Annotated in this window: 20 protein-coding genes; 8 read left to right on the top strand and 12 right to left on the bottom strand. The window is 63.5% G+C overall.

Going from position 1 to position 21,973, the window contains the following annotated elements; genetic code table 11:
• Nucleotides 1-251: 251 nt before the first annotated feature.
• The gene (locus BFN03_RS02610; RefSeq protein ID WP_070377696.1) at nucleotides 252-485 is read left to right on the top strand and encodes a hypothetical protein; all 234 of its coding nucleotides are present in this window, start codon (nucleotides 252-254) and stop codon (nucleotides 483-485) included.
• Between the two features lie 12 nt (nucleotides 486-497).
• Nucleotides 498-1,658, top strand: a complete 1,161-nt coding sequence (locus BFN03_RS02605) for a hypothetical protein (RefSeq protein WP_070377695.1) — start codon at nucleotides 498-500, stop codon at nucleotides 1,656-1,658.
• Nucleotides 1,659-1,965: 307 nt separating this feature from the next.
• Here the strand turns inward: BFN03_RS02605 and BFN03_RS02600 are convergent, their stop codons facing one another.
• The 5 genes from BFN03_RS02600 to typA all read right to left on the bottom strand — a co-directional run bounded on the left by BFN03_RS02600 (nucleotide 1,966) and on the right by typA (nucleotide 7,987).
• Nucleotides 1,966-2,799 (bottom strand): uroporphyrinogen-III synthase, encoded by an 834-nt coding sequence (locus tag BFN03_RS02600; protein ID WP_070377694.1) that lies wholly within the window; start codon nucleotides 2,797-2,799, stop codon nucleotides 1,966-1,968.
• A 19-nt stretch (nucleotides 2,800-2,818) separates the two neighbouring features.
• Nucleotides 2,819-3,256: a hypothetical protein gene (locus tag BFN03_RS02595; RefSeq protein ID WP_070377693.1), complete on the bottom strand. Its 438-nt coding sequence runs from the start codon at nucleotides 3,254-3,256 to the stop codon at nucleotides 2,819-2,821.
• A gap of 64 nt (nucleotides 3,257-3,320) precedes the next feature.
• Nucleotides 3,321-4,208, bottom strand: coding sequence for an N-acetyl-1-D-myo-inositol-2-amino-2-deoxy-alpha-D-glucopyranoside deacetylase (mshB, locus tag BFN03_RS02590; protein WP_070377692.1), 888 nt, complete (start codon nucleotides 4,206-4,208; stop codon nucleotides 3,321-3,323).
• Entirely contained in the window at nucleotides 4,205-6,052 is a 1,848-nt protein-coding gene (locus BFN03_RS02585) for an ABC transporter family substrate-binding protein (protein WP_442971858.1), read from the bottom strand. Before BFN03_RS02585 ends, mshB begins: the two co-directional genes overlap by 4 nt.
• A gap of 27 nt (nucleotides 6,053-6,079) precedes the next feature.
• On the bottom strand, nucleotides 6,080-7,987 hold the full coding sequence (typA, locus tag BFN03_RS02580; protein ID WP_070377690.1) for a translational GTPase TypA: 1,908 nt from the start codon (nucleotides 7,985-7,987) through the stop codon (nucleotides 6,080-6,082).
• A gap of 335 nt (nucleotides 7,988-8,322) precedes the next feature.
• Between typA and BFN03_RS20565 the strand changes: the two genes are divergently transcribed.
• The gene (locus BFN03_RS20565) at nucleotides 8,323-8,499 is read left to right on the top strand and encodes a hypothetical protein (protein ID WP_198163364.1); all 177 of its coding nucleotides are present in this window, start codon (nucleotides 8,323-8,325) and stop codon (nucleotides 8,497-8,499) included.
• An 18-nt stretch (nucleotides 8,500-8,517) separates the two neighbouring features.
• On the opposite strand, the gene BFN03_RS02575 is transcribed toward BFN03_RS20565, so the two are convergent.
• Nucleotides 8,518-8,940 carry a (deoxy)nucleoside triphosphate pyrophosphohydrolase gene (locus tag BFN03_RS02575; RefSeq protein ID WP_070377689.1) on the bottom strand — a complete coding sequence of 141 codons (423 nt, stop codon included), beginning with the start codon at nucleotides 8,938-8,940 and terminating at the stop codon, nucleotides 8,518-8,520.
• A 16-nt stretch (nucleotides 8,941-8,956) separates the two neighbouring features.
• Between BFN03_RS02575 and BFN03_RS02570 the strand changes: the two genes are divergently transcribed.
• Nucleotides 8,957-9,241 (top strand): 4a-hydroxytetrahydrobiopterin dehydratase, encoded by a 285-nt coding sequence (locus tag BFN03_RS02570; protein ID WP_070377688.1) that lies wholly within the window; start codon nucleotides 8,957-8,959, stop codon nucleotides 9,239-9,241.
• Here the strand turns inward: BFN03_RS02570 and BFN03_RS02565 are convergent.
• A complete protein-coding gene (locus tag BFN03_RS02565) occupies nucleotides 9,189-10,505 on the bottom strand; it encodes a mannosyltransferase (protein WP_070377687.1) in 1,317 nt (438 codons plus the stop codon). The two genes, BFN03_RS02570 and BFN03_RS02565, sit on opposite strands and share 53 nt — an antisense overlap.
• Before the next feature lie 324 nt (nucleotides 10,506-10,829).
• Between BFN03_RS02565 and BFN03_RS02560 the strand changes: the two genes are divergently transcribed.
• Both BFN03_RS02560 and BFN03_RS20745 read left to right on the top strand, forming a co-directional pair.
• Nucleotides 10,830-11,573: an Rv1157c family protein gene (locus tag BFN03_RS02560; protein WP_070377686.1), complete on the top strand. Its 744-nt coding sequence runs from the start codon at nucleotides 10,830-10,832 to the stop codon at nucleotides 11,571-11,573.
• Nucleotides 11,574-11,692: 119 nt separating this feature from the next.
• Nucleotides 11,693-12,046: a hypothetical protein gene (locus tag BFN03_RS20745; RefSeq protein ID WP_070380556.1), complete on the top strand. Its 354-nt coding sequence runs from the start codon at nucleotides 11,693-11,695 to the stop codon at nucleotides 12,044-12,046.
• Here the strand turns inward: BFN03_RS20745 and BFN03_RS02550 are convergent.
• Complete coding sequence (locus tag BFN03_RS02550; RefSeq protein ID WP_070377685.1) at nucleotides 12,041-12,526, bottom strand: MarR family winged helix-turn-helix transcriptional regulator; 486 nt, start codon at nucleotides 12,524-12,526, stop codon at nucleotides 12,041-12,043. The genes BFN03_RS20745 and BFN03_RS02550 overlap by 6 nt on opposite strands.
• Nucleotides 12,527-12,669: 143 nt before the next feature.
• On the opposite strand from BFN03_RS02550, the gene BFN03_RS02545 reads away from it, so the two are divergent.
• Together BFN03_RS02545 and BFN03_RS02540 are read left to right on the top strand one after the other, a co-directional pair.
• Entirely contained in the window at nucleotides 12,670-14,160 is a 1,491-nt protein-coding gene (locus tag BFN03_RS02545) for an MFS transporter (protein WP_070377684.1), read from the top strand.
• A 257-nt stretch (nucleotides 14,161-14,417) separates the two neighbouring features.
• Nucleotides 14,418-15,830 carry an amino acid permease gene (locus BFN03_RS02540; RefSeq protein WP_070377683.1) on the top strand — a complete coding sequence of 471 codons (1,413 nt, stop codon included), beginning with the start codon at nucleotides 14,418-14,420 and terminating at the stop codon, nucleotides 15,828-15,830.
• A gap of 29 nt (nucleotides 15,831-15,859) precedes the next feature.
• On the opposite strand, the gene BFN03_RS02535 is transcribed toward BFN03_RS02540, so the two are convergent.
• From BFN03_RS02535 to nuoL, 4 genes are all read right to left on the bottom strand, one after another.
• Entirely contained in the window at nucleotides 15,860-16,582 is a 723-nt protein-coding gene (locus tag BFN03_RS02535; protein WP_070377682.1) for a DUF1906 domain-containing protein, read from the bottom strand.
• A 177-nt stretch (nucleotides 16,583-16,759) separates the two neighbouring features.
• Entirely contained in the window at nucleotides 16,760-18,427 is a 1,668-nt protein-coding gene (gene nuoN / locus BFN03_RS02530; RefSeq protein ID WP_070377681.1) for an NADH-quinone oxidoreductase subunit NuoN, read from the bottom strand.
• Complete coding sequence (locus tag BFN03_RS02525) at nucleotides 18,424-19,998, bottom strand: NADH-quinone oxidoreductase subunit M (protein ID WP_070380555.1); 1,575 nt, start codon at nucleotides 19,996-19,998, stop codon at nucleotides 18,424-18,426. Before BFN03_RS02525 ends, nuoN begins: the two co-directional genes overlap by 4 nt.
• A complete protein-coding gene (gene nuoL / locus BFN03_RS02520) occupies nucleotides 19,995-21,917 on the bottom strand; it encodes an NADH-quinone oxidoreductase subunit L (RefSeq protein ID WP_070377680.1) in 1,923 nt (640 codons plus the stop codon). Before nuoL ends, BFN03_RS02525 begins: the two co-directional genes overlap by 4 nt.
• Nucleotides 21,918-21,973: the final 56 nt, after the last annotated feature.

The following is a 21,973-nucleotide window of genomic DNA, read 5'->3' as shown; positions in this document are numbered from 1 at the left end:
GAGGGGATACTTCTTTTACCACATGAGCTGCGTTATCACCTTTGGTCAGGCCCGCTGTCCGAGTTCTCCACGTTTACTCCGGAAGGGATTGTTCCTTCGTTCGTGTGGCCCGAGGACCGGCGCTGGTGTCTTGGGTCTTGGGTCGACAGCACTGCGACCTACCTGGGAGGGGACAACGCCGTGGCGGAGGCCATTCTCGGTGCACCGGAACTCGACGCGAGGATCGTGGACCGCAGCGCTGAGCAGGCTAGGTGATAGCAAACTTGCCGATCGCCGAGCTGAGACTGCTTGCCGGGCCCGAGCGCGATGAGATATTCAGTCGGCTCATCGAAGCGGAGGGTCCCGCGCTCGCTAACGCCCAGGAGCAGTTCGGCGCGCCACTACCGGTGTTCGCGCTGTACCCGGTGTCCGCCCGCCCGGCCGCCGGTACCGGCGGCCGGGTGTGCGATCGCCCGGGTCTGCGCATCAACGTCACAGGTCGCTGACATGATTGCGGTATGGCACGAAACCGCGGGTCGCGGAAGAAGCACCCCCAAGGAACAACTTCCGACAAGCCGCTCGCGAAGGAACTGTTCCCAGAGCTGAATGCGACGTTCTACACCGCCGACCCCGCGGGCTTCCTGCGGCTACGGATCGAGGCGCTGTCGCTGATGGCTCTGTCTCGGGAGCAACTCCGGGAGGTCTACGCGGCTGAACGTCGAATTGGATCCCTCGGTATGACCCCGAGCAATCCGCCCGATGACGATGAACGAGAGCGATACATCGCCACCGAGGCCGAGATGATCATCCATCACGCCGTCGAGATGATCCTGCGCATGTTCTTCGCCCATGTGGAGGCACCGGACTGCCCTTGGCTCGACATGGCGTCCTCGACGAGCTTCGCGGACTTCAAGAGAAAGGTCGACAAGGCCCTCACTCACGGCTTCGACAGAGACGACATCGCGATCGTCTTCTTCGGCGGGGAGAACCCACGAGATGCGGCTATCCGTGCCACCGACGAAGAGTTCCAGGACGCCGTCGAGGCCGTGCGACAGCTTCTGCTCTACAGCGCACACCTACTGCTCAGCGAATCGTTCCTCTACAACGCCGCCAAGCACGGACTCACCACCGTGCAGCTGGACGACAGCACAAAGATGACGTTAGAGACTGAAGTCGACGAAATCCAGATCCATGCGGGCCGGATGCTCACCTACCTCCACAAGCCGGCAACACCGAATGCCCCGAAGGACGACCCGAAGTGGCACATCAGCATGACCGGCGCCCAGCCCGACCAGGACCTGGCGGTGGCGACGATGATCTACCACGGGCTCCAGAATCTCTGGCAGGTCGCCCGCCGCAGGTACACCGCACAGAGTGGACAGGTCATTCTCTTCACCACGGAGAGGGTTGAGAGCTGCATCTACGCGCCAATCACCCACTCGCAGAACATCATCAGAACCATAACAATGGAGCTGACGAAGAAGAACCGCGATGGGAGCCTGACCGGAATCGGCTTCAACCTGATCGGCAACCACGTGCCGAAAGGCTGGCAAAACCCACAAGATGCCCACGATTCCCGCACTGTCGAGCTGCCCGTCAGACAACGCGACAAGAAGATCGACTACGACGCACGCAGGTGGCTGCTTCCGTTCTCGCCCAAGAACTCATCGCGGGCCTAGCTGTTGCGCGTCATCAACGGCGCCTGCTAGGTCAGCTCCTCGGCATTCCACCAGCAGGACCGCTACCACTCGTCGCACACGACCTCAACCCGATGTCTGGCTCGGCCAACTCGACCGAGGTCGCGAACATTTCCTGAACGCCGCGAGGTCGCCGGCGATGGTCGCGGCATCGTGCGGATAGAAAGGATGGTGCCTATGTCTACTTCCCAATTCGGATCACTCAAGGGAGGAGACGCCTGCATTCAACCACTGGATGAGCCGATCGAGGTTCGCCAGCTCAACCTCTCGGTGGAGCTACACGTGCAGTTCACCGCCGCTTCGACAGTTCCTCGATGATGTACTTGGCCATGCTGCCGAGTCGCGAACGGCCAGGTTGCATGGTGTCGACGCCGAGGACGGTCAGCGGTGCGGCGGTGACGGGACCGACACAGACAGGCGCTACCGGACCGCGGAATGCGTCCAGAAGTGGAGCGACGAGATCCGCGTCCTTGGCGGTGCAGAGCAGCGAGGACACAGCGGGCGCACTGGTGAAGGTGACGGCGTCGGTTCCACCCGCGATGACATGGTCGACCAAGGCCCTCATCGGGCCCTGGTCGTGCGGCCTGATCCACCGGTACACCGACAGCGCGGTCGTCTCGGCCCCGGCATCGGCCAGGCTGACGCTGAGGTCGATCGTCGGCTCCCATTCGGTGATGGTGCCGTGCAATTGCACCGCCACTCGCAGGCCGTCGACACCCTCGGCGACCAGGTGCTCGTAGACCCCCTCGGACGACTCTGTCTCCGGCGACCACTCCTCACGCAACCCGACGCCACGGACGGCGCCCTTCGCCTTGGGACCCCGCGTGATGATTCGGACCGACCGCAGGGCGGCGAGCAGCGCATCTTCCTGACCCCACGCCCTCGCCGCGTCCAGCCAACCCCGGAATCCGACGGCGGTACTGACCACCAGTAGATCCGGTGGCGACGCGATCACCGCCGACGTGCGTGACCGCAACTCGGAGTCGTCGACAAGTGGCAACACATGAATGGCCGGGGTGTGGGTGACGCGGGCACCGTGTCGCTCGAGGAGCGTGATGAACTCGGCGGCCCGCCGTTCGGCGGTGACGGCGATGGTCAGTCCGGACAGTTCGTCGTTCGACATTCCCCTAGTGTGACGGGTTCTATCGCCTTCCGCCTACACCACCCGCCGTCGTGGGAACCGATCTTGCGACAGCATTCGCCACGCTGACTTTCCACAGGTAGGCCAGCGACGGAATCACTGCTCCAGCCACGAGCAGCAGCGTCCACACCGATACGAGCACGAGCGCGTCGCCGCCCGGCCCTCCGAACATGCAGAACAGGAAGCCGAGCGCCCATCCCACGAGTGGCAGAGCACCCAGTCCGACTCGTCCGGTCGTGGATCGAGCCGCGATCACCAAGGCCAGGTTGACCACAGCGGCGACGAGGATGCTGATCGGAAACGGCGTCGACCCGAGATACAACGGCAGGAAGAGAACCGAGAGGATGGCGCACAGAAAGCCGTCGAATACCAGCAGTGCCAGAGTGAGCCTCCCCAGAACATCGAGCTGTCCGGGTGGCGCAGTGGCGACGGAGGTCATGCCTCCATAGTGGAGCAATCGACCCGCCCCTCCCCCGGCAGGGTCGACGAATGGCTCTGCCGGTCTATCCAGCATCCTCGCCGACACCGGCGAAGAGGTCGCATTCGCGTCCGGTCTCGTCGCGTTCCCCGAGCAAACCACGCGCAAGCACGAAGTGCTCGACGCCGAGCAACGGCCGCACGATGCGATTCGAGAGCATGTACTCGGCACCGCCGGGGGCCACAGCCACCTGGGTGGCGTGCGCCTCGAGCGCGGCCCTCTTCGCGTCGAGCACGCCACGCACGTCGATGGCCGTCGTGACGTCGGCATCGGGCACACTCGGCAATTCACCGGGTTCGGGCAATCGCCACCCTTCGGGAATCTCCCCGATCCGGCAGATCCCGTATTCGAGGGCGCTCGCCTCGGTCACCGTCCAGTACAGTTTGGCGACCTCCCACGGCTCACCGCAGTCGGGGTAGCGCGTCGTTCCCGCCGCCTCGACGGCTGCCGCGGTGATCTCGTGGGCCCGGATGTGGTCGGGGTGCCCGTATCCGCCGACGGCATCGTAGGTGACCACTACCTGCGGACGCAGTTCCCTGATGACCGCGACCACTGCGGCGATCGCTGCGTCCCTGTCCGCGTTGACGAACGCTCGTGGGTTGGCGGCCGCCTTGGTTCCCGCCATGCCGGAATCACGGAAGTGCCCCGCTCCCAGCAGAAACCGCGGCGGCTGCGCACCGAGACGGGACAGTGCGGCCTGCAGCTCACCGATCCGGAACCCGCCGAGTTGATCCGCGGCGGCGACGCGCAATTGCGCCCAGCGCTCGCCGATCACCTCACCTTCCTCGCCGAGGGTGCATGTCAGAACATGAACCTCGGCACCCTCGGCCGCGTAACGCGCGATTGTTCCCCCAGTCGTGAGGCTTTCATCGTCGGGATGGGCGTGGACCAGCAGAAGTCGTCGTTCGCTCATTCGTTGATAATGCTCCAGTTCTGTGCGTCGCTGAAGATTCCCACGGGCACCGCGCCGGACAAGGACACTCCCGCGACGCCAGGACCTGCCGCAACCAGCGTACGGTCCTGCATGATCGGCAACACCGCGGCAAGATCCCACAGTCGGGAATCGGCATCGGCGAGAGCCGCTGGAACATCACCTGATCCGCGCAGCGCCGCGTCTATCGCCGGCTGAAGGGCCGGATCGCACACACCCGACAGGTTCAGCGGCGCCTCGGCCGCCATCCACGACTCGAGCTCGAGATCGCTCGATTCCGCGTTCGGGTGCGCCCCCTCGATCTCCACGGACGGGCAGCTGTGCCGAGAAGCAAGTGCCGTTGCCGGGTCGGAGCCGGCACGCGACCACCCCACGATTGCGCCGATTTCGCCGTTCGTCAGCGCCTGCCCGTAGAGTTCCTCCGCAGGTAGGTATTTCACTGTGGCGACGATTCCGGCGTCGCGCAACTGGTCTGCCGCAGTGTTGGCCACCGCGTTCGCGGTGCCGTCGCCAACGAGCGTTCCGATGACGAGTGCCAGCGGAACACCGTCCCGAAGAAGCCGCGGCGGGAGAACGATTCCGTCGGGATTAGCTGTTTCCGTAGGCATTTCGGCAACGTAACCGGACTCCGCCAGTTGAGCGAGCACCTGCTCGCGGCTCGGTCGCGACGGGGCCGTGTCTGTGTATTCGGGATCGGAAGGGGCGTAGACCTGGGACCGCGCGGGCACCGCTGACGCCTGGCTTCCCGCGCCGACGATCGCAAGCGAATCGGTATCGAGCAATTGGAGCAAGCTTCGGCGGACCCGCACGTCGGCGAGTTCGGGCACCCGGCCGTTCAGGGTGAGGTCGAGGCCGCGAGGCTGGAACGACCAATCGGTCCGCACCGTCGGGATCGCGTCGAGTTGCGCAGAAACGTTTGTGCCACCATGGATCTGGACTATTTGTGCATCGTTCTTGCGCATCGCCGCAGCGAGTTGGGATGGCGATCCGTCCCGCCGCATCAGGATCTGGTCGGGTGCCGCCGGTTGGTCCCAGAACCGGTCATTGCGCTCGAGTAGAATTTCGTCACGGCCACGGTCGATCGATTTGATTCGAAAGTGCCCACCCGAGACGGTGATGTTCTCTGACAATCCCGTCTCGAAGCCGCCCGGCGAGTCCTTGATGAGGTGGGATGGGAGAAGGTCGGTGAACAGCTCGCGCCAAGCCGGGTACGGAGCCGTCATCACCACATCGACCGTCTTGCCTCCACCGGACGACCTGACGTCTTCGATCAATTCGTAGCCGGCGGCATCGACCACACCCGGGACGTTGATCATTTGCTGCCACAGGTAGTGAAAGTCCTCGGCCGCAATGGGGGCACCGTCTGACCATTGCGCCGCGTTCCGCAACTGGTAGGTGATGGTGAACGGCTCGGTCGACGTCACGTCCGCGGAAATCAGGAGCGAGGTGTCGGAAACCCAGTTGCTGACACCCGGACGCTCGGGGTCCGGCACCGGCCGAAACGGGCTCGGCAACACCAACGCGCTCACCGCGGCGTTGGCCGGAGACTGATCCGACAGCAGGTGCGGGTTGAATCCGTTCCCCACATCGTCGATCGCCACGACGATGGGGCGCCTCTCCACGGGCGACACCGTCGGGCTGAGGCTGCCTGTGCTCTCCACCGGTGGGGGCGGATCGGCCGTGCAGGACACCAGTAGCATCGTCGACAATGCCAGCAGCGTCGCGGTCACTCCCCGACCGTTCCGACGGGTCGAGTGATTCCCGAAGAGGCGGGGCCTCCGGCTCCGAACCACCTCAGATCCTGCGAGTCGACCGCCTACAGCCACCGCGCCGCCTTTCCTCTCGAGCTTCCGTTACAGAGCCGCCTTGTCACGGGCCTTCGTGCGCGAACGCTCGCGGGCACGATCCGTCGCCGACAGGTGCACCTTTCGCACGCGCACGGCCTCGGGGGTGACCTCGACGCATTCGTCGCCGGCGCAGAACTCCATCGCACCTTCGAGATCGAGCTTGATGGGCTTGGCCAGCGTTTCCATCACGTCTGCGGACGATTGCCGCATGTTGGTCAGCTTCTTCTCCCGGGTGACGTTGATGTCGAGGTCTTCTTGGCGCGGATTGATACCCACGACCATGCCCTCGTACGTGTCGGCACCGGGTTCGACGAAGAACGTTCCGCGGTCGGCAAGCTGGATCATCGCGAACGGGGTGACCGAACCAGTGCGGTCCGACACGAGCGAGCCGGTGTGACGGGCACGGATTTCGCCGGCCCACGGTGCGTAAGCGTGAAACACGGCATTGGCGATGCCGGTTCCGCGGGTTTCAGTGAGGAAGTCGGTACGAAAGCCGATGAGCCCGCGCGACGGGACGATGAACTCCATCCGAATCCAGCCCGCACCGTGATTCGTCATCTGGACCATCTTGCCCTTGCGGCCCGCCAGCAACTGAGTAATGGCACCCAGGTATTCCTCGGGGGAGTCGATGGTGAGCTCCTCGAAGGGCTCGTGCACCTTGCCGTCTACCTGACGGGTGACCACCTGCGGTTTGCCCACGGTCAGCTCGAAGCCCTCGCGGCGCATCTGTTCGACCAGGATGGCGAGCGCAAGCTCACCGCGCCCCTGCACCTCCCAGGCATCTGGCCGACCGATGTCGAGAACCTTGAGGGAGACGTTTCCCACGAGTTCCTGGTCGAGGCGGGACTTCACCATGCGGGCCGTCAGCTTGTGTCCACTGACCCTGCCGACCAGCGGCGACGTGTTGGTGCCGATGGTCACCGAGATGGCGGGCTGGTCAACCGTGATCCGCGGCAGCGGAACCGGGTTCTCGAGGTCGGCGAGGGTGTCACCGATCATGATGTCGGCGAAACCCGCAACGGCGACGATGTCGCCGGCGACCGCCTTCTCAGCGGGCTGACGCTCGACACCGACCGTGGCGAGTAGCTCGGTGATCTTCGCCTTGGTGACGACGGGCTCGCCATCCACTTCGCGACACCAGGCCACGGTCTGTCCCTTGGTCAGTTCACCGTTGTGGACGCGGACCAGCGCCAATCGACCGAGGAAAGCCGAAGCGTCGAGGTTGGTGACATGGGCCTGCAGCAGGGCATCGACGTTGCCCTTGGGAGCCGGCACATGCTCCATGAGCACGTCGAACAGGTCGTCGAGGTTCTCAGCATCCGGCGCCTGACCGTTCTCGGGCTGGGCCTTCGACGCCTTGCCTTCCCTGCCGGAGGCGTACAGAACGGGGAGATCCAGCGCGAGTTCGGCAGCTTCTGCAGCCTCGTCGTCGAGGTCTGAAGCCAGGTCGAGCAGCAGGTCGTGACTCTCTGAAACGACCTCGTCGATGCGGGCGTCGGGGCGATCCGTCTTGTTGACGACGAGGATCACAGGCAATGAAGCGGCGAGTGCCTTGCGGAGGACGAAGCGGGTCTGGGGCAGCGGACCCTCGGAGGCGTCGACGAGTAGAACGACACCGTCGACCATCGACAGCCCGCGCTCGACCTCGCCGCCGAAGTCGGCGTGGCCGGGGGTATCGATGACATTGATGACCGTGACACTGCCGTCGCCGTGATGCCTGTGGACGGCAGTGTTCTTCGCGAGGATGGTGATGCCCTTCTCGCGTTCGAGGTCGCCGGAGTCCATGACACGATCGACCAGTTCGGCGCGCTCCTCGAAGGCCCCCGATTGACGCAGCATCGCGTCGACGAGGGTGGTTTTGCCGTGGTCGACGTGTGCGACGATGGCAACGTTGCGGAAGCTGGTGATGGTCACGCGGTGGCTCTCCTGGCTGAGTTGATTCGGCCACGCGAAAGTTCCCTCGCACGGCGTTCCTGCGGCCGCACTGTCATCTCGACTCGAGAATCTTCGTCGAGGCGATGGAAAAAAGCCTGTTACGGGCATCGCGGCCAGGTGAATACTACCCGCATAGGGCGCTCCTTCACGCATCGCCGACTACGCGCGAACTTCACCACCAGCGTAAAGTGACATGCGCCACGCCGAATTCGACGGCGTGGCGAGGCACGTCGAGGTCGGAGCAGAGGGAATCTCGACTCGAACTGAACCGATGAATCCGACCGGTCAGCCGAATCAGAAAGGCCGAGCCGAGTATGGGCAAGGTGAAGGCCGGCAAGGTATCGGGTCTCACTCCCAAGAAGAAGTGTTGCCGCAAGAAGACGCGCTGTATCCGATGCCCTGTGGTGATCATGCGGATGAAGAAGCTCGAGAATGAGGGCGCATCCAAGAAGGAACTGAAGAAGGGGTTGAAGAAGGCTCGCGCCGCCTGAGAGGAAGCGGCCGGAAGATCAGCTCGAGCCGGCCAGGTGGCGCACCAGATGGGGAACCCAGCCGCGATCATTGCCGACGAGATCGATGCCACCCAGTTCGCGAGCATCCACCCACCGAAGCGCTGCGTGGTCGAGCGCCGTCGGGGTCCCCGATATCAACTTCACCCGGTAGGCGCGAAGCACTCGCCCGTCGGGTAGTGGCACGTCCTCGCCGATCCTCTCGCCGACCGACACCTCCACCCCGAGTTCCTCCCGCATCTCCCGGCGCAGCGCGTCGCGGGCCGCCTCCCCGGCCTCAGCCTTCCCTCCGGGCAGTTCCCACAGTCCGGCAAGTTCCGGGGGTCGGGTCCGCTGGGCGAGCAGCAACCGGCCGTCGACGATGATCGCGGCGGCGACCACTTCAGCTGCTTCGAGATCGGGCCTTGCACGTTGCGCTGACATCGCACCATCATGGGTTATGGCTGAGTTGCTGTCAGACGGACGCATAGACGCCGCGCTCACAGGATTGCCCGGGTGGCGACGAACCGGCGATTCCCTCGCCCGCACCATCGAGTCGCCGAGCTTCCCCGAAGCTATCGAACTCGTCCGAAAGGTCGCCGAGGCAGCCGAAGCTGCAAACCACCATCCCGACATCGACATCCGGTGGCGCAAAGTCACCTACACCCTGTCCACGCATTCCGCCGGAGGGCTCACACAACTGGATCTGGATCTTGCCGCTCGGATCGACGCACTGGCGCGATGATGGCGGCGCCCGCTCGGGCCTCACGTTTGGTGCGGCGCCCGGCGTAGACCATCCAGGCGTAGACACCGAAGGCGCCGACGACGTTCACGGTGCCCAGCCAGGAGAGCACCCCGGGCCGGGAAATCTCCCAGATGGAGGGCTGGAGAAAACTGAGGACCCAGGGAGCGCCGACGAGGGTGGTCAACAACCAATAGCCCGCGAGGACGCGGCTTCCGAGCATCGCGCCGTAAGGTCCGTGCAGCAACCAAATCAGCATCGGGATCACCCACACCCAATGGTGCGACCACGAGATCGGTGAGACGAGTAGGCCCAGCAACTCGACGATGACGAGGGTGCCGAGCCGATCGTCTGAGGCGATCGCCCGCCAGGCGAGGAATGCGAGGACGCCCGTGAGCGCGACGGCCACCAACCAGACCGCGCCAGTCTCCACGTCGTACCCCAGCAGTCGGGACAGCGCGCCACGCAGGGACTGATTCCATACCGAACCGACTGGACCGATCCGATCGGCATCGCCGAGAAGGTCGGCGAAGTACACCCGCGCTTCCGCCCCGATCAGCAGGTAGCTGACTCCGACCGTCCCGGCGAACGCGACACCCGAGAAGGCCGCAGCTTTCCACCGGCGCTGCATCAGAAAGTAGAGGCCCGTTATGGCTGGGGTCAGTTTGATCCCGGCCGCGGCACCGACGAGCAGACCGGACAACCACCACCGCGCACTCCGGATCGCAGTCATCACGATCAGCGCCAGGAATACGTTTATCTGCCCGTAGTCGAGCGTAGTGCGCACTGGCTCCAGCCAGACGCCGACGGTCGTCCACAGCACGGCAACCGCGCGCCAGTGCGGTCCACGCGCGGCGTCACCAAGCACCAGAGACAAACTCATTCGCACCAGCGCGTACAACGCGAGGATGGTGAGCAGTTGCCACCCGACTCCGACCACCGGGAACGGCAGAAAATGTAGGGGAAAGAAGATGAGCGCGGCAAACGGCGGGTAGGTGAACGGCAACGGAAAGTCCGGTGTCACTTCCGAATACGTGAAGGAGTAGAGACTGCCACCGCGCAATGACTCGGAACCGTCGACGTAGACGTGCAAGTCGACGAGGTTCATCCCATTCGGACTCAACAATGTCCAGGCCAGGCGACCGAGTACCGACAACGCGAGAAGCGCGGGTGCATAGCGCAACAATGCGTTCAGCGCAGAGGACGGTCGGTCGGACACTGGTTGGTCGGACACAGTCTGGCGCTCTCCCGTGAGGTGTGTGGATATATCTCAGCCGATCCCGGAACGGTCTCGCACAGCCTAAACCGCCGCCTTGACGCTCTGTCGGCATCCATCACTGCACGTAACAGTTGCATCAACATTCACACTATTCACAACTGTCACAAGCTATTGTCACCGGAGCATCATCGTCGGAACCTGTATGCAATACACTCCCACCGGGGTGCCGCAGCTACCGGTAGATCGAATTCGTGAGCTGCACTACCCAAGGGCCGCCGCAACAGGGTGGTCACATAAGCCGTCAGACGTGGAATGGGTTGTAGTCCACGCTGTTATGACAAGGATGGGGACACAGTGCTTCGAACCCAAGGTATGAGGAGGGCAGCGACTGCCCTGACACTTGCCACAGCAGCCGCGATGGCACTGCCCGCGCATGCGGTTGCGCTTCCGACGTTGCCTCCCGTGCCCGAAGGCATCCCCGCAGAGACGCTCGCGTCCTTCGCACCCGCGATCATCGGCGCAGCCGCAGGTACCGGAGATCCCGCCGCAGAGCCACAGGACGAACTGCTGGAACAAGCCCGCAACATCCTCGAATCTGCCAATCTCCCTCCGGAGATCTCATCCACCCTCGAGAGCGTCATCACCTTCCTTGACGGTAGCGGTGGGGGCGGTCCGGACATCCCGATGGAGAACGCCCCGGTCATTGCACAGTTCCTCTACCCGACCGTCGGCCAGAACTGCATCGGCGAAGGCTCGGACTCCGTGGGCACCGCGCTCGCGGTCCCGGGTCCTGCCGAGCTCCCCCCGCCCGGCCCCGGACCCGGCCAGGCCGGCTTCGTGTTCACCGCGCTCGGAACGGCCCCGGTTGCTGCCGAACAGGTTGAACCACTCACTGTGTCGTGGGTCAACGTCGACAACCAGCGGCGCGAAACCCAGACCCTCACCGACGAGGCAAGGATCAACCCGGACGGGCCCGCAACGCTGTCGGTCATCGCGGACACCGGCCCCGGCCGCGTCCTCGCGGTCATCTCGGGTGGATTGACCACACAGCCCGAGGATGCCGCGCCGATCAGCTGCACCTTCCTCCCGACCGTCGGAATGTTCCAGGTCGCGTAAGAATCGGCCACAAGCTCGAAACTAAGAGAAAGTAAGGGCCCCGGAATTCCGGGGCCCTTCTTTCGTATTTTCTTCTCGCTTCACTGTTTGCCCGGCGCGCCCCCGTGGTAGACGGTGGAATGTCCTCGATACAGCACACTCGGTCTTATTCACTGCGATCACAGCACGCCCCGCGATCGATTCTCTCGATCCGCTCAGAAGGGTCGATTCTCTCGATCGGGTCGGTCGGGTCCATTCTGTCCATTGGCAGTATCGGCTCGGTGCTCTCTATCGGGTCAGTCGGCTCCTTCGGCTCCGCCCTGAGTGCAATGTCGTTCGCCAGTCTCGGGTCCGCTTTGTCGGGCCTGTCACGATGGTCAATGTTGTCGTGGCGTGGCTTGCACGACTCGCCTCAGGATGATCACCCACGACTTACAGTCATCGCCGAGGAACCTGATCTCACACGGGATTCCACCGCACACGTTCAGTCATGACCCGATTCGATCAGCGGGTCCGTCCGCCCGCGGCCAACTGCGGCCCTCGAGCCGTTCGATCCCTGCGTTGAACGTCATGAGCAGCCGACACAACTCGCCGCGATCATGATCACTCCACTCGGCTACGACGCGTTCGACGCCTGCACGACCCAAGCGTCGGTCGGCGTGCAGTTGCTCGAGCCCGAGCGCGGTCGCTTCGATCTTGCGCGCAATTCCTCCTGCCGGATCGAGCACGCGCTTGACGAGGCCCAGGCGCAGCAGGGCACCGACTTGCCGGTTGATCGTCGATATGTCGAGACCAAACGCCTCTGAGAGTTGCTTCAAACTCAGTGGATGTTCGAGTTCGAGTCGACCGAGAAGTAAGTAGGCAGACCTGTCGAGCACGAAACCCTCGCGCTTGGCATGGACGTAATGCCTGGACAAGAGCGTCAACTCGTTTTCGATTCGGGTCGTCACGGCGTCGCGATCAGACACTGCCACCTCCAGTTACTCCCTGCGCTCTGCTCAAGTGTGCAATTGTGCGCTATACACATTATGTGTAGTGTGCACATTCTGGTCCAGCAACAACTTTCAGCACTACCTGCCGCCCGAAGTGATCGCCGCAGCATCCGGGGAGTGACCGCATGATCTCTGCACGCACGGACACCGCCGACACCGTACGAGCACCCGGGCTCGTCCTGGCAGTGCTTTCACTGTGCGGGATCGTGGTTGCGCTGATGCAGACCCTTGTCGTCCCCATCGTTCCCCTCCTCCCCCACCTGTTGGACTCCAACCCCGTCGACACTTCCTGGGTCGTGACGGCCACACTCCTCGCCGGCGCCGTCACCACGCCGATCAGTGGCCGACTCGGCGACATGTTCGGCAAGCGCCGCATCCTGGTCGGCAGCCTCACGTTGCTCGTCCTCGGATCGCTGGTGTGCGCGTCGACGAGTTCCCTGATACCGATGATTATGGGGCGGGCGCTGCAGGGCGCAGCCGTCGGAGCCATCCCACTCGGCATCGCCATCCTGCGCGACATGCTTCCACCCAAGAAGGTTGTCGGCGCGATGGCTGTCATGAGCGCAACTATGGGCGTCGGTGGGGCCGTCGGACTACCGATCGCCGCCGCGATCGCCCAGTACGCGAACTGGCACATGTTGTTCGTGGCCTCGGCCATCCTCGGCACCGCCTGCATTTCCCTGACCCTGCTCGTCATACCGGAGTCGCCGGTGCGGCAACCCGGACGGTTCGACTTCATCGGCGCTCTGGGGCTCAGTCTCGTCCTGATCACGCTGCTGTTGCCCATCACGAAGGGTGGAACCTGGGGTTGGTCGAGTTCACTCACATTGGGTCTGTTCGCGATCTCACTTGTGAGCCTGCTCGGCTGGGGGCTGTTCGAACTCCGAGCCGCGGCACCTCTTGTGAACCTCAGAGTGAGCGCCCGCCCGCAGGTCCTGTTCACAAACTTCGCCTCTATAGCAGTCGGGTTCGCGATGTATGGAACCTCACTCGCCTTCCCGCAATTGCTGATGGCTCCCGAGTCCACCGGATATGGCTTCGGACTGTCCATGATTTCTGCGGGTCTAGCTCTCGCACCCGGCGGGTTGGTGATGATGGCGCTGTCACCGGTCTCCGCACGCATCTCGGCGTGGCGTGGACCTAGAGTCACGCTGATGGTCGGTGCGGTTGTGATCGGGAGTGGCTACACGATCGCCTATTCGACGGTCTCCACCATCTGGCAGGTGGTACTCGCTGCGATGATGGTGGGTGCCGGTATCGGCTTGTCGTACTCCGCCATGCCGGCATTGATCATGGGCGCAGTCCCCATCACCGAATCAGCCGCCGCCAACGGACTGAATTCGCTGATGCGTTCGATCGGCACCTCCACGTCCGCGGCCGTCGTCAGCGTGATCTTGGCCGGGATGACAGTCACCGTGAGCAACGCGGTGATCCCGTCAGTCGACGCTTTCCGCGCAACGTTCCTGGTGTCGATAGTCGCCTCGGCGGTCACATTGACCTTGGCCTGGCTGATCCCGACACCCCGCCGCGACTCACGACGATCCGTTGATGAACAGCTCCGTGAACAAAGCCGAGCCGATCGTGTACAGAAAGTTGATGACCAGGTCCATGGTTGAATCCTCCGGGTTCGAATGGGTTGCGACCTACAGCAGTAATCGCGGCGGCCGCGGGCAGCGTTTCAGATTCGGCTGATCTCCTGCAAATGCGCAGGCAAGCGATGCAAAAATCCCCTTCGTCCACCTTCGAGGCGAACGCCCGGTCCAACGCTTGCGCGCATGTATATACAGGACTAGACATGATCGCGGACGCATAACTCGACACGGCGCGAACGGCCTGTCGGCCGATCCACCAGCACAGCCCAGGGAGATCGACCGTGAAAGACTCCGCCGCGATCCCCACTCGGGGAATATTGACTCGAGGTCTGACGACACGCCACATCAGGTTCATCGCGCTGGGTTCCGCGATCGGGACCGGCCTGTTCTATGGATCGGCGGAGGCCATCAACCGCGCAGGACCATCGGTGCTGTTGGCATATCTGATAGGCGGCGCGGCGATATACATCGTGCTCCGCGCGCTCGGTGAGATGACCGTGAGAAACCCCGTATCGGGTTCGTTCGGCGAGTACGCGAGCCGTCATCTGGGTCCACGAGCCGGATTCATGACCGGCTGGACGTATACCTTCGAGATGCTCGTGGTGTGTCTCGCCGATGTGACCGCCTTCGGCATCTATATGGGGTTCTGGTTCCCCGATGTTCCGCGGTGGATCTGGGTCCTGTCGATAGTGTTCTTCATCGGTGCCATCAACCTGCTTCACGTCAAGGTGTTCGGTGAGGTGGAGTTCTGGTTGTCCCTGGTCAAGATCGTCGCAATCGTCGCGATGATCTTCGGAGGAGCAGCGATCCTAATCTTCGGATTCGGAATCCACGACACCGGCGCAGGTGTCGGCAATCTGGTGTCGAACGGCGGATTCTTCGCAACCGGCCTCGGCGGCTTCATCAGCTGTTTCGCGATCGTCATGTTCGCTTTCGGTGGCACCGAGATCATTGGCATCACGGCCGGTGAGGCAAGAGACCCGGACCGCACGATCCCACGCGCGATCAACTCGGTGCCCGTGCGAATCATCCTCTTCTACGTGCTCACCCTCGCCGTGATCATGGCCATCAACCCGTGGCAGTCGATAGGGACCGAGGGCAGCCCGTTCGTGCAGATCTTTCAGGGCCTCGGAATAGGCCCGGCGGCGGCGGTACTGAACGTCGTGGTCATCACTGCGGCACTGTCCGCGATCAACAGCGACGTCTTCGGCGCCGGTCGGATGATGTTCGGCATGGCCCAGCGCGGCCAGGCACCTGCGATCATGAAGCAGGTTTCCCGCAACGGTGTGCCATGGATGACCGTGGTCATCATGATGCTCACACTGCTGGTCGGGGTGCTTCTGAACTACCTGATCCCCGACAGGGTGTTCCTCGTCATCGCGTCGATCGCTACGTTCGCCACGATCTTCGTCTGGCTCATGATTCTGGCATCGCACTACCGTTCACGGCGGCGGATGGATCCGGCCGAAGTCGCAGCGCTGAAGTTCCCGGTGCCGTTCTGGCCGTACGGGCCGCTGATCACGATGGCCTTCTTGGTGTTCGTCATGGCGGTAATCGCCTTCGACGCCGACACCCGCGTGGCGCTGATCGTCGGAGCCGTGTGGCTGGCCCTGCTCGCCGTTGCCTACCGCCTGTGGGTACGGCCCGTGCCGGCACCCAACGAGGCCACACTGGCGGACCAGACTTCCCGATAAGGCGGAGGTAATCGGTAATCGGCCAGGTATCACCACTGCCCGTAGTCGGGCTGAAGGATGTTGTTCCGGTCGATGCCGATTCCGTCCACACTGCGCTTGTCGATCTCGAACTGGTGCAGGTGCGCCCGTGGGTGCACGTATCCCACTGGCGTGCCCCAATTGTGTTGCCAGTACCACGATCCGAGGCCGGCGAGCATTGCCAGATCCAGCGTTCCTGAGTTGGCGTAGATTCCGGTATTGGCCTTGCCCACCACCGACTGCCACCCTACGAGGTAAGGAGCGATCTGCGTGACGAAGTCGAGGATCGTGGGATTGTCGTCGATGGACGCATAGATCGGACGATCCTCCGGACCTCCTGCGGCAAGATGCAATTCGAGTCCGCGGGCGGCGTGGCGTTTGCCTGCCTCACACCCACCACGCCAATCGGCCGTCGCGCCCTTGCCGTACTGGTAACACGACACCACCGAAAGCCCGGCGTTGCGCAACGCCTGCGCCTCGTCGGCTCGCATCGGCTTGCCCATCATCCATTCAGCACCGGGACGCCGATCGGATACATAGCGGATGGCGCCGTCGTATCCGGCTTCGCGAATCGAGGCTGCGGACGGCACGCCCGCCGAATAGTCGATCAGGGTGCCGAAGCTGCGGGCCTGCGCAACGCCGACTGAGGTCGTGGTGGATGAGAGCGCCGTAATTCCGGCGACTGCCGATCCCGCTGCCACGTACCGGAACATGTCCCGTCGGGAAATCTGCACTGCGGCCCCCTATCGAATTCACCACGCACCTCGGCGTGTCTCCGACGTTCGGCTTTGCTCAGTCGATATGTTGTCCTGCTGCATTCCACCACATTCACACGGATCCCGCAGGCCGCTTAGGTCACATTCGCCACACAGGACACTCGAAAACCAGAGATTGCCCGAGGAGTGCTGTGGTCAGTGGAAGAACACCGCTGCGTGGTCCGCCAGATCCAGCACCGATTGCGGCAAGATGCCGAGCACCACAGTCACCAAGACCCCTAGTGCAATGGCGGCGGACGTCAACAGACTGGGGACCACGACTGTCGGGGAATCGCTCTCCGGTTCCGTGAAGAACATCAGCACGATGACCCGCACGTAGAAGAATGCCGCGATTGCACTGCTGATTACACCGACGATGACCAGTGGCGCGGCGCCTCCCGCGAGCGCGGCCTGAAAGACCGCGAATTTGGCGACGAAACCACTGGTCAGGGGAATTCCCGCAAACGCGAGCAGAAACAGGGCGAAGACCGACCCGAGCAGCGGGGACTGCCTACCCAGCCCGGCCCACCGGGACAGGTCCGTCACCTCGCCTCTGCTGTCTCGCACCAGTGTCACAACTGCGAACGCACCGAGCGTGCTGAACCCGTATACGAACAGGTAGAACATCGTGGACGACAAACCCTCGCGGTTGGCCGCGATCAATCCGGTGAGGATGAATCCGGCGTGCGTGATCGACGAGTACGCGAGCATGCGTTTGACGTCGGTCTGGGTGACCGCCAGGATCGCACCGACCACCATGGTGAGAATGGCGACGGCCCACAGCACGGGCCGCCAATCCGAGTGAAGATCCGGTACGGCAACGTAGAAGATGCGCAGCATCGCCCCAACCGCGGCGACCTTTGTGGCAGCCGCCATGAACGCCGTGATCGGGGTGGGCGCACCCTGATAGACGTCAGGGATCCAGGAGTGGAACGGCACCGCGCCGATCTTGAACAGCAGGCCCACCGTCAGGAGAGCGGTACCGATCACCGCCAACGTCTTGTCATCTCCACCGCGAGCGAGCGCGTCGGCGATGCGCGGCAACTCCACCGTGCCCGCGGACCCATACAGCAACGCCACACCGAACAGGAAGAAGGCCGATGAGAACGCCCCGAGCAGGAAGTACTTCATCGCCGCTTCCTGGGACAGCAGACGGCGGCGGCGGGCCAACCCACACAGCAGATACAAAGGGAGCGAAAGAACTTCGAGCGCCACAAACATGGTGAGAAGATCGTTCGAGGCAGGGAACAGCAGCATCCCACCAATCGCGAACAGCGTAAGAGGATAGACCTCAGTGTGTCCGGGAGCGGCCTTCGTGGCCTCTCTCTCGGCGGCACTGCCGGGGACGGCGAAGGCCTGGGGCGTGAAGGCGTCGGTCCGACCTTCCCCAACATTGGCTGCTGTCGCAGCGCCGACGCTCGCCGTCGCGACGGTGGCACCTACCGCATCCGTATCCGCGGTCACAGCGACAACCCCGCTGTCGACACTCCGCTCCGCGATGAGCAGGATCGCAGGGATCGAAACCAGCAGGATCGTTCCCTGGAGGAACAGGGTCGGGCCGTCGATGGCCACCGCACCCGCAACAGCCGAGTCCCTGGTGCCCGCGAGTAGGACGACAGCCACGAACGCGGCTGCCAGGCCGCCGAGAGCGAGAACGAGGTGGCTCGCGTAGCGGGTCCGGCGGGGAAGGAACGCTTCTACGAGCACACCGACGACGGCCACACCGAAGACGATGAGCATGGGTGAGAGTTGGCCGTATTCGATGTCCGGCGCGCGCAACGTCCCTGCTTGGGCGAGAGTTGCCACGTGATCGGAGGGACTCATCTGTGTGTACCTCCCTGTTGGCCCTGCTCTGCAACGATCGGTGGTGGGTCTTGCTCACCGACGGTGACCAGGACATGGTCGACCGCGGGGGTGATGACATCCAACGCCGGCTTGGGGTAGACGCCGAGAACGAGCAGGAAGACGATGAGCGGAGCCACCACCGCCACCTCGCGGCGTACCAGGTCACCGACCCGTTCGTTGCCCTCCTTGACCGGTCCGCCCATCATGCGCTGGTACAGCCACAGCACGTAGATCGCGGCGAGGACGAGCGCGAGGGTCGCCACCACGGCGGCGACCTGATACCGCGAGTACGTCCCGATGAGGACGAGGAACTCGCTGATGAACGGCGCCAATCCCGGCAGCGACAAGGTGGCGAGGCCTGCGATGAGGAAGGCCCCGGCCATTACCGGCGCGACCTTCTGCACCCCGCCGTAGTCGGCGATGAGACGGGTACCCCGCCTCGAGACCAAGAATCCCGCCACCAGGAACAGCGCTGCAGTCGAGATGCCGTGGTTGACCATGTACAGCGTCGACCCGGCTTGGCCTTGGCTTGTCATCGCGAAGATGCCGAGAATGATGAACCCGAAGTGCGAGATCGACGTGTAGGCGATCAGGCGCATCACGTCGGTCTGGCCGATGGCGAGTATCGCACCGTAGACAATCCCGATTACCGCCAGCGCCGCGATGAACGGTGCGAAATAGGTCGATGCATCCGGGAACATCTGCAGGGCGTAGCGCAGCATGGCGAAGGTGCCGACCTTGTCGACTACGGCCATCATGAGCACCGCGCTGGCCGGCGTGGATTCCACGGCTGCACCCGGCAGCCATGTATGGAACGGCCACAGTGGCGCCTTGACCGCGAATGCGAACATGAACCCGAGGAACAATGCCTTGAGCACGCCGGGATCCGCGTCCAGGCCTTCGGCGACGATCGTCCGGAAATCGAAGGTTCCACTCCCGAAGGCGCCGCCCTGATCGGCCGTCACCACGTACAGGCCGATGACCGCCGCCAGCATGATCAGGCCACCGAACAGGTTGTACAGCAAGAACTTCACCGCGGCATACGACCGCCCGGCCCCGCCGAAGCCACCGATGAGGAAGTACATCGGGATGAGCATGGCTTCGAAGAAGACGTAGAAGAGCAGAACGTCGAGGGCGATGAACGACATCAGCACCATCGACTCGACCATCAGCATCAGCGCCACATACGTATGGACTCTGCGCCGCCGCTGGTAGTCGGGCGCCGATTCGCCGTCCTTCCAGCCGGCCAGCATCAGCAGCGGCACCAGTACCGCGGTGAGGAGCACCAGGACGAGTGCAATGCCGTCGAGGCCCAGGGTGTATCTGGTACCGAACGCCGGAATCCAGGCGTGCGACTCGACGAACTGGTACTGCTCGCCGGTCGGGTCGAACCGAATCGCCAAGACGACCGCCAGGCACAGGACGACCAGGGACACCCCCACCGCAAGCGATTTCGCGAGCGTGCGCCTGTCGACGGGCACCGCCAGGACGACGCCGGCACCGACGAGGGGCAGTGCCCACAGGACGCTCAACCACGGGAAGCCGCTCACCACAGTGCCACCAACATCATCGCGATCAGGAGGGCCGCGCCCAAGAACATGAAGAGCGCGTAGGACCTGACGAACCCGGTCTGTGATCGGCGGAATTTCGTCGATATGCCGCCGATGAGTGCGGCGAATCCATTGACGACACCGTCGACGCCGCGATCCTCGACGGTGACCAGAGTGCGAGTCAGCTCCTGGCCCGGACGCATGAACGCCGCCTCGTTGAACGCGTCGCCGTACAGGTCGTTCCGGGCGGCCACGGTGAGCGGGGTGACCGACACCGGGGCGATCTCGGGGATCGGCTTGCGTGCGTACTGCCGGTAGGCCACCGCGATGCCGACGAGTACCACCACCAACGTCATCCCGGTGATAGCCCACACCGGAAGTGGTAGCTCGCCATGATGAGTACCCACTACAGGTTCGAGCCAGTTCTCCAGCGCGGAGCCGAGACTGAGCAAGCCGCCGGCGGCCACGGAACCGACCGCCAGAATGATCATCGGCCACGTCATCACACCGGGTGATTCGTGCGGGTCGGCAACGTGGACATCTCCTGACGCTTCGCTCGCATCAGAAACCCAGCGGGGGCGTCCGAAAAAGGTCATCAGCATCACCCTGGTCATGTAGAACGCGGTAATTCCCGCGCCGAGCAGAGTCACCGTTCCGAGGACCACTCCCTCGAACCCCTCCGTGGCGAACGCCGCTTCGATGATTTTGTCTTTGGAGAAGAATCCGGAAAACGGTGGAATGCCAATGATGGCAAGGTATCCCAGTCCGAAAGTCACGAAGGTGATCGGCATGAGAGTGCGCAGGCCACCGTAGTGACGCATATTCACCTCGTCGTTCATCCCGTGCATCACCGAGCCCGCACCGAGAAACAGTCCGGCCTTGAAGAAGCCGTGGGTGAGCAGCAGCATGATCGCGAATGCGTACCCGGCCGGGCCGAGACCCGCGGCCAACACCATGTAGCCGATCTGGCTCATAGTGGAAGCCGCCAGTGCCTTCTTGATGTCGTCCTTCGCGCAGCCGATGATCGCGCCGAACAGCAGCGTGACGCCGCCGACTATCACCACTGCGAGTTGAGCGTTCGGCGCCGAGTCGAATATCGGATTGGACCGGACGATCAGGTACACGCCGGCCGTGACCATGGTCGCGGCGTGGATGAGCGCCGACACCGGAGTCGGGCCCTCCATCGCGTCGCCGAGCCAGGACTGCAGCGGAACCTGCGCCGATTTGCCACAGGCTGCGAGCAGCAGCGCGAGGCCGATTGCGGTGAGCGCTCCCTCCCCGGCTCCTTCGGCACCTGTGAAGACGTCCGCGAATTCGACCGAGCCGAAGGTGGAGAACATGACCATCATGGCGACGACCAAGCCCATGTCGCCGACACGGTTGACGATGAACGCCTTCTTTGCAGCGGTCGCGGCGGAAGGCTTGTACTGCCAGAATCCGATGAGCAGGTACGAGGCAAGGCCAACGCCCTCCCAACCCACATACAGGCCGAGGAAGTTGTCTGCCAGAACCAGCAGCAACATCGCCCCGAGGAACAGGTTCAGGTAGGCGAAGAACCGGCGCCGATCCGGATCGTGCGCCATGTATCCGACAGAGTAAATGTGGATCAGTGATCCGACGCCCGTGATCAGCAGGACGAAACACATGGACAGCTGGTCGAGTTGCAGACCGAAGTTCACCTGTAGGTCCGCGACCGGAACCCAGCTGAACAGTCGCTGGTGTGCCACCCGCTCCGCGGCATCCTGGCCGAGCATGTCGACGAAGAGGATCGAGCCCAACACAAACGAAGCCAATGCGGTTGTGCACCCGAGGATATGGCCCCAGGAATCGCTGCGCCGCCCCGCCAACAGCAACACGGCGGCACCGAGAAGCGGAAGGGTCGGCAAGAGCCATATGGACGACGCGAGAATCCCGTTCATGGCGTACCACCGATCGGGGAATCGCTTTCAGGCAAAGTCAGCTGCTCGACAAAGTG

The organism is Rhodococcus sp. WMMA185 (assembly GCF_001767395.1).
Classification (GTDB): domain Bacteria; phylum Actinomycetota; class Actinomycetes; order Mycobacteriales; family Mycobacteriaceae; genus Rhodococcus_F.
Note: the sequence above shows the minus strand (reverse complement) of the source record. Positions and strands in the feature narration are given on the sequence as shown.

What these genes read in the sequence shown, in the direction of transcription:
- nuoL (WP_070377680.1), bottom strand. Translation starts at nt 21,917, where the DNA reads ATGAACGGGATTCTCGCGTCGTCCATATGGCTCTTGCCGACCCTTCCG.
- BFN03_RS02570 (WP_070377688.1), top strand. Translation starts at nt 8,957, where the DNA reads ATGGCTGAGTTGCTGTCAGACGGACGCATAGACGCCGCGCTCACAGGA.
- nuoN (WP_070377681.1), bottom strand. Translation starts at nt 18,427, where the DNA reads ATGAGTCCCTCCGATCACGTGGCAACTCTCGCCCAAGCAGGGACGTTG.
- BFN03_RS02595 (WP_070377693.1), bottom strand. Translation starts at nt 3,256, where the DNA reads ATGACCTCCGTCGCCACTGCGCCACCCGGACAGCTCGATGTTCTGGGG.
- BFN03_RS02600 (WP_070377694.1), bottom strand. Translation starts at nt 2,799, where the DNA reads ATGTCGAACGACGAACTGTCCGGACTGACCATCGCCGTCACCGCCGAA.
- BFN03_RS02545 (WP_070377684.1), top strand. Translation starts at nt 12,670, where the DNA reads ATGATCTCTGCACGCACGGACACCGCCGACACCGTACGAGCACCCGGG.
- BFN03_RS02560 (WP_070377686.1), top strand. Translation starts at nt 10,830, where the DNA reads ATGAGGAGGGCAGCGACTGCCCTGACACTTGCCACAGCAGCCGCGATG.
- BFN03_RS02575 (WP_070377689.1), bottom strand. Translation starts at nt 8,940, where the DNA reads ATGTCAGCGCAACGTGCAAGGCCCGATCTCGAAGCAGCTGAAGTGGTC.
- BFN03_RS20745 (WP_070380556.1), top strand. Translation starts at nt 11,693, where the DNA reads ATGTCCTCGATACAGCACACTCGGTCTTATTCACTGCGATCACAGCAC.
- BFN03_RS02605 (WP_070377695.1), top strand. Translation starts at nt 498, where the DNA reads ATGGCACGAAACCGCGGGTCGCGGAAGAAGCACCCCCAAGGAACAACT.
- mshB (WP_070377692.1), bottom strand. Translation starts at nt 4,208, where the DNA reads ATGAGCGAACGACGACTTCTGCTGGTCCACGCCCATCCCGACGATGAA.
- BFN03_RS20565 (WP_198163364.1), top strand. Translation starts at nt 8,323, where the DNA reads ATGGGCAAGGTGAAGGCCGGCAAGGTATCGGGTCTCACTCCCAAGAAG.